6 protein-coding genes and 1 pseudogene are annotated in these 6,744 nt (G+C 52.0%); 2 read left to right on the top strand and 5 right to left on the bottom strand.

From position 1 onward, the window contains the following. Positions 1-58 precede the first annotated feature (58 nt). Both JRF57_00880 and JRF57_00875 read right to left on the bottom strand, forming a co-directional pair. The gene (locus JRF57_00880) at positions 59-910 is read right to left on the bottom strand and encodes a ParB/RepB/Spo0J family partition protein (GenBank protein MBW2302243.1); all 852 of its coding nucleotides are present in this window, start codon (positions 908-910) and stop codon (positions 59-61) included. Next, positions 897-1,679: a ParA family protein gene (locus tag JRF57_00875; protein ID MBW2302242.1), complete on the bottom strand. Its 783-nt coding sequence runs from the start codon at positions 1,677-1,679 to the stop codon at positions 897-899. The genes JRF57_00880 and JRF57_00875 overlap by 14 nt, the downstream gene beginning before the upstream one ends. 981 nt (positions 1,680-2,660) lie before the next feature. Between JRF57_00875 and dnaA the strand changes: the two genes are divergently transcribed. Next, positions 2,661-4,007 (top strand): chromosomal replication initiator protein DnaA, encoded by a 1,347-nt coding sequence (gene dnaA / locus JRF57_00870; protein MBW2302241.1) that lies wholly within the window; start codon positions 2,661-2,663, stop codon positions 4,005-4,007. Beyond that, a complete protein-coding gene (locus tag JRF57_00865) occupies positions 4,004-4,261 on the top strand; it encodes a hypothetical protein (GenBank protein MBW2302240.1) in 258 nt (85 codons plus the stop codon). Before dnaA ends, JRF57_00865 begins: the two co-directional genes overlap by 4 nt. Positions 4,262-4,552: 291 nt before the next feature. On the opposite strand, the gene JRF57_00860 is transcribed toward JRF57_00865, so the two are convergent. From JRF57_00860 to JRF57_00850, 3 genes and pseudogenes are all read right to left on the bottom strand, one after another. After that, positions 4,553-4,741, bottom strand: a complete 189-nt coding sequence (locus JRF57_00860; protein ID MBW2302239.1) for a hypothetical protein — start codon at positions 4,739-4,741, stop codon at positions 4,553-4,555. A gap of 99 nt (positions 4,742-4,840) precedes the next feature. Further along, positions 4,841-5,512 (bottom strand): phosphate signaling complex protein PhoU, encoded by a 672-nt coding sequence (gene phoU / locus JRF57_00855; protein ID MBW2302238.1) that lies wholly within the window; start codon positions 5,510-5,512, stop codon positions 4,841-4,843. Between the two features lie 18 nt (positions 5,513-5,530). Beyond that, positions 5,531-5,896: pseudogene (locus JRF57_00850) on the bottom strand (ATP-binding cassette domain-containing protein). Positions 5,897-6,744 lie beyond the last annotated feature (848 nt).

Raw genomic sequence — 6,744 nt, 5'->3', positions numbered from 1 at the left:
CTTATCGGAACTCGATTTTCTCATGAGATCAGGTGAGGATAAAGAAGATGCCATTTCCTCAGGAAAGCAGCTCGAAGAGGCGATCGAATTCATCGTCGGAATAGAAATAGATCGTGATGCGCCCCTTCTTCCCCCTTCTCTCGATCTCGACCTTCGTACCCAGAGACCGTTTGAGGGTATCCGCAAGGGACCGCATATAGTCATCCGGCTCCCGGCTCTTTTTCTTTTCGGAGCCACTGGATCCCTCTCCCTGTTTTTTCACGAGGGCCTCTGTCTGGCGGACGGAAAGGGCCTTCTTAATAATGACGTCCCGTAAGGCCTTTTGCTTTTCCGCTCCCTTGATCCCTGCCAACACCCGGGCATGACCCATACTCAGGCGCCCCTCGATGAGATCCTTCTGGACAACGGGGGGAAGGGTCAGGAGCCTGAGCATGTTCGCAATAGTGGAGCGATCCTTCCCCAGTTTCTTCGCAAGGGTCTCCTGGGTGGTCCGGGTATCCTCCAGCCACCGCTTGTATGCCTGGGCCTCTTCAATGGGATTGAGGTCTTTCCTGTGGATGTTCTCAATCAGGGCCAGCTCGAGGGCTTCGGCCGGAGTCGTTTCCCTCACCACCACGGGAACCTTTTCCAATCCCGCCTTCTGGGCGGCCCGCCATCGTCTCTCACCGGCGATGAGACGGTACCCATCCCCTTCCCTGCTGACAAGGAGGGGGGTGAGGATCCCCTTTTCTTTAACGGACCGAACCATTTCTTGAAGGTCTTCTTCTCTGAAGTCCTGGCGGGGCTGGTAAGGATTCGGCGTGATGGACTCCACCGGACACATGAAAAAACGTGTTTCCGGCTCCTCTAAACTTCCGGCGTCGGGAATTAGGGCCGAAAGCCCTTTCCCCAGTGCCCTACGTTTGCTCATAGCTGCGAGATCCCCTCCTTATCAATTCCCGGGCCAGAGACAGATAGCTCTGCGCACCCTTGGATTTGATATCGTAAAACAGGATGGGCTCCCCATGGCTGGGGGCCTCACTCAGGCGGACATTACGGGGAATAACGGTCTTGAATACCCTCTCCTTGAAATGATTCCGCACCTCCTCTTCCACCTGGATCGACAGATTGTTCCGGGTATCATACATGGTCAACAATATCCCCTCCAGGGCAAGTCCCGGGTTGAGTCCGTTTCTCACGGCCCGCAGAGTCTCGAGCAACTGAGTCAACCCCTCCAGCGCGTAATATTCACATTGGAGAGGAACCAGGACAGAGTCCGCCGCCGCCAGGGCGTTCACCGTCAACAACCCCAAGGAAGGGGGGCAATCCATGAAGATATAATCATAATCGGCCCTAAGGGGAAGAAGACCCCGCCTGAGGCGAAACTCCCTGCCATCCTTTGAGGCCAGTTCCACTTCGGCCCCGATGAGATCGGAATTCGATCCAACAAGAGACAATCCCGGGACCTTGGTCTTGATGACCGCCTGCTCCGGGGAATCCAGCCCCATCATCAGGCCGTAAAGCCCTCCTGCGAGACGTGACTTGTCTACGCCGAGACCGGTCGTGGCGTTTCCCTGCGGATCGCAGTCAACGAGAAGACAGGTCTTTTCCGCCACCGACAAGGATGCCGCAAGATTGACCGCTGTTGTGGTCTTCCCTACGCCTCCTTTCTGGTTGGCAACTGCTATTATGATCCCCATATGAACAATGCCGCACCCTCTTTCATCAATAAAGGGCTGATAACACAACAGGCTATTTTTGAAAAGGGAAAAGCGAATGTTTCACGTGAAACATTCACGGACACCATAACCCGAGCGCGTTGTGAGACCTTTGAAAAACGCCCCCTTTTGCCCAATCTCCCGCCTCCGTCACGGCTACGGCGTGACAAGCTGCGTCAGACTCAAACCGGGGACCCACCCGAAGGGTGGGGAGTCGTCGCTACGCGCGGACAAATTTTAATCCTCGAAATACTTCAATGTATGGTGCCTCTACCGCTTGGCATCCTAAAGCGGGACGGTTAAAATCTTCGCCTTCCCCTCCGGGGCGTAGGCCTTACGGGCCGGAGGCTTGACCTTGAACAAAATTGAACGTTTTTCAAAGGTCTCATTGTTTTACGGAGACAACGACCCTTCTTGATCAGCCATATTAATCACAGATATTCTGCGAAAAGCCCAAGGAATTGCCAGTTTCTCAGGACCCCCGCCATAACCAAAACTTAAGCCACCAAACCTCATTACCAGGCAACTGCTTGTTTTTATTGGTTTTTATTGGCTGGGCCTCATTTGTTCCCGTCGTCGATGTTATTTTCTGCCTGTAGAATATCGAAAAAATCAAAGGAAAAATACTGAAAATCGACGAAAAAAAGATTATTTTTGAGAAATTCGAAGAATCGTATATGTTGATGTTTTTATTGACGCCCCCATGAAATTAAAAAAGCCCTTGAATTATATAACGATTTTTCTTTCGCCATTTTGTTCATCTTCTAAGGACCTTACGGAAGGCCATTCAAATACCCCCTGTTTACCGCAACTTACCCTGTGTCAAAAACCCTCGTGCCCGTAAGTTGTCTCCGGCCTCCATCCCCTTTGACAGTCACTGCATGAAACGATAGAACGCTTCCTCAAAATATCTCTCCCACTTTTTTTCTTCATATCAAATTTCCGCACATTTTTGAGGCAACCATGACGGCTATTTGGGACGATGTGAAAGACCGATTAAGGGCTGCACTCCCTGAAAAGTGCTTCTCTCTGTGGATAAGCCCCCTTTCCCTCATCGAGGCGAAGGGCAAAAGCCTTGTCCTCGGGTGCCCCAACAAGTTCTCCATGAACTGGGTTGCGGAAAATTACAAGAACCTGATAGAAGAAAAACTCGAAGAGCTCGGGCACGGAGACTATGCATTCCATTTCAAGGTAATGCCTCCAAAGAAAAAGCCGTCCCGCGACATCGGAAAAGGTCCGTCTCAGTTGGTGCTTCCTTCGCTTCCCCGCCCGGTTGCTTACGGGCCGCGCCCCCTCAACCGCGAATTCACCTTTGACCGCTTCGTCGTGGGAAAATGCAATGAGTTCGCCTACTCAGCCGCCAAGGCCCTTGCCCTGGAAGGTTCTCTTCCTTACAACTCCCTCTTCATGTTGTCCAAGACAGGCCTTGGGAAAAGCCACCTTTCCCAGGCCACCGGACATGAAATCCTCCGGAACAATCCCAAGACCAGGGTGTTTTACATTACGGCCGAGGAATTCATAAATGAAATGGTCTACTCCTTGAAAAAAGGAAAGATCGAAGAATTCAAGGACAAATACAGGCGGTGTTGTGATGTTCTGCTTCTCGAAGAAGTCCACTTCCTGAGCGGAAAGGAGAAGACGCAGCTCGAACTTGCCCACACCCTGGACGCGTTGCTCAACGGGCACAAGCGAATTCTGTTCACCAGTTCTCTTCTCCCGAAGGATATCCCCAGCCTGACCAAAGAACTCTCCTCCCGGTTCACCTCCGGGATCATCACCACCCTCGGCAATCCAGACTATGAAACCCGGGTAAAAATCCTCCAGAGGAAGGCCAGCGAACAGAACTTGTGCCTCACGGAAGACATCCTGGAGCTGCTTGCCCGGCATCTCACAGGGGATGTCCGTCAGATGGAGAGCGCTCTTCAGTGCCTCAAGGCCAAATCTGAACTCCTGAAGGAAAAAATCACACCCGACCTGGCACAAGAAGTCATCAAAAGCCATATCCCCGTGAAGGATTCCACCGCCATGGAACAGGCGCGAAACCTCGTGTGTAAATATTTCAAGGTGGATCCTTTGATTTTGCGGTCAAAGTCCAGGAAAAAGAACCACTCTTACCCGAGAAACGTTTATGTCTACCTCTGCCGCCGTTACACGGACACCACCGTTGAAGAAATCGGCAAATCCATCAATCGAAGCCACTCTACCGTGGTCTATGCCTACGAATCCATTGAGCGAAAAATGAAGCTCGATCAGAAAGTGAAAAATCAGGTCAACTTCTTGGGGGAAAAATTGAGGGACTTGATAAAATGATCCATGAAGAATCCCTGTCCTTGAAAAAGATCACCCTCCGGATCCTGTTGTTCTGTTTCCTGTTGGCGGCGGCATATGGGCTTTTCATTGGGTGCGTTTCCCTTTGGGTGGGGGTGAAACACGCGGATTTGGACGGCAACTGGGTGCCCATCCTGGCAGGCTCCTTGACCATGATGGCGATCCTCGGCCTTTCCTGGGGTGTTATCCGCTTTATCTTAAGCCGCTTGAAAGAAAAGGATTCCCTGGAGTTTTAGGGTTCGAGGTGAGATCTTGTCCCAGCGGGTTGAAGGTAGGAATCCTTTCTCTCCCACCCCGTCCGGTCTCGGAGCCAGCGTCCTAACAGTGAAGCATTCCGCTTTAGGATGCCAAGCGGTAGAGGCATCCATACATTGAAGTATTTCGAGGATTAAAATCTGAGCCTGACACCGCTTGTCCGCCGTTGTCTGGCGGGCTTGTCACGCCGTAGCCATGGTGAAGGCGGAAGATTGGGGAAAAGGGCCATTTATGGATGGGCACTAGATTAAGAAAGGGGTTTTCGGCCAACCCTATCCTGTTTCTTCATTTTTCCTGTAAAAATCCCTCAAATATTCCTCTTCCGCGGGTGAAAGATTGAACCTTGAGGCTGCTTCCTCCACCAAGGCAAGAAGAGATTTCCCTTCATCCTCCAGTTTCTCAGAGGATATCCATTTCACGGCCTGCCGGATCTTTTCTCCTTTGGGTTGAATAGTCGCCATACCTTTCCTTCCTGAACGCCGCGGTGAGTATTACCCCTTCTCATCGCCGACCTTTTTCTATCCTCCATACTATAAAACGGTCCATTCATCAAGAAGACCTTATAATATTTGCTCCCACCGGCCATGCCTGACGATCTCTCCTTCGATCATGAAGATGACCTCCTGGCAGATATTGGTGGCATGATCGGCGATACGTTCCAGGTGCCTGGAGATGGTCAGAAAATTGATCAGGTCATCCACCCTGCCCGGATTCTTCCTGATCACCTCCTTGAGATCATCATAGTTCCTGGAATGGATGCTATCCACCTGGTTGTCCAGCTTCATGATCTTGACGGCGAGCTTGCGATCCTGGTTGACAAGGGCGTCCAGACTTCCTTTCAACATGGTGGTCGTCTTCTCCGCCATGAGGGAATAGTAATCCCTTGAAATGTTCACCCCCTCACCCCGTGCGATGCTTCTGACCCTCTTGGCCACGTTCACAGCCTCATCCCCGATTCTTTCCAGTTCATTGTTGATCTTGATTACCGCTACGAGAAACCGCAAATCCACCGCCACTGGCTGATGGAGGGCGAGAATCTTGAGGCAGGCCTCTTCCACCTCCATCTCCAGTTCGTCGATTTCGTAGTCCCTTCTCCGAATCTCTTCGGCCAGGTTTTCATCCTTGGTTTCGATGGCTTTGGTGGCTAATCGGACCCTCTCCTCCACCAGGGCTCCAAGAGACAAAATCTGCCTCTTGATCTTTTCCAGTTCTTTCTGAAGTCTAACGGACATGGTCTTTCCCTTCTCTGTTTATCCGAAGCGACCCGTAATATAGTCTTCCGTCTGCCGGAGCCGCGGCCGGGTGAAGAGCTCCTTGGTCACACCCGCTTCAATCAGCCTTCCGAGGTAAAAAAAGGCCGTCGTATCCGATACTCGGGCCGCCTGTTGCATATTATGGGTGACGATGATGATGGTATAAGTTTGTTTGAGTCGCTGAATCAATTCCTCGATCTTCTGGGTCGCGACAGGATCCAGGGCCGAGCAGGGTTCGTCCATGAGAAGGACTTCCGGTTCGACCGCCATGGCCCGGGAAATGCAAAGACGTTGCTGCTGTCCACCTGAAAGCCCGAGGGCCGAATCATGGAGCCGGTCCTTCACTTCCTCCCATAGGGCCGCCTCCCCAGACCCCCGGGGGTTTACCGCCTTATGGGATACCGGATGGGCAGGGAGAAAAAGGACAGGACACAAGGCCCTGCCCATCCCTATATTCACCTGACTTGCCCCTCCGGGAACTCCCCAGAGCTACCATATCTTCCGGTGAGGTGTGAAAAAATAATATCCAGTAAAAACAAAAATCAACCCAGATTATGCGTGAACACGTGCCCGCCTCGGGCGCGGCCTGTCCCACCTAAGATAATTGCTATTGTTGATCATATGGCCCCCTGGAAGCATGGTTTGTACCTCAAAATACTTTTAAGTAACTCATCGTCAGCTTATATCGGACTCCATTGCCATATGACCCAATTATAGGCGAGACCTTTGAAAAATGTTCAATTTTGTCCAAGGGTCAAGGAAGGCGAAAATTTTAACCGCCCCGCTTGGTATCCCAAGCGGGACAAGCATCCATACATTGAAGTATTTCGAGGATTAAAATTTGTCCGCGCGTAGCGACGACTCCCCACCCAACGGGTGGGTCCCCGGTTTGAGTCTGACCTGTCTGCCGTGCCTGCCTATCCCGTTGGAACGGCAGATAGGCCCGGCACAGGCAGGCGCAGAGATTGGGCAAAAGGGGGCGTTTTTCAAAGGTCTCATAGGCAGGGAGAGCGGAAGAGCCTTAATGGGCAGTGATTGCCCGCCAGAATTATGGGGGGAACGTTGGCTTAGATCGAAGGGGCATGGAGATCTTTTCCTCGTTCCCGGTCTCACGGCCTGGTTATTTCAAGGGGTTAGGGACGGGGGACACTGGCCCCCTCCGCCGTTCTCCCGCTTTTACAAGCGGGAGCCGGGGCTTCCCCCATCCCTAA

This window comes from Deltaproteobacteria bacterium, assembly GCA_019310525.1.
Classification (GTDB): domain Bacteria; phylum Desulfobacterota; class DSM-4660; order Desulfatiglandales; family HGW-15; genus JAFDEE01.
Note: the sequence above shows the minus strand (reverse complement) of the source record. Positions and strands in the feature narration are given on the sequence as shown.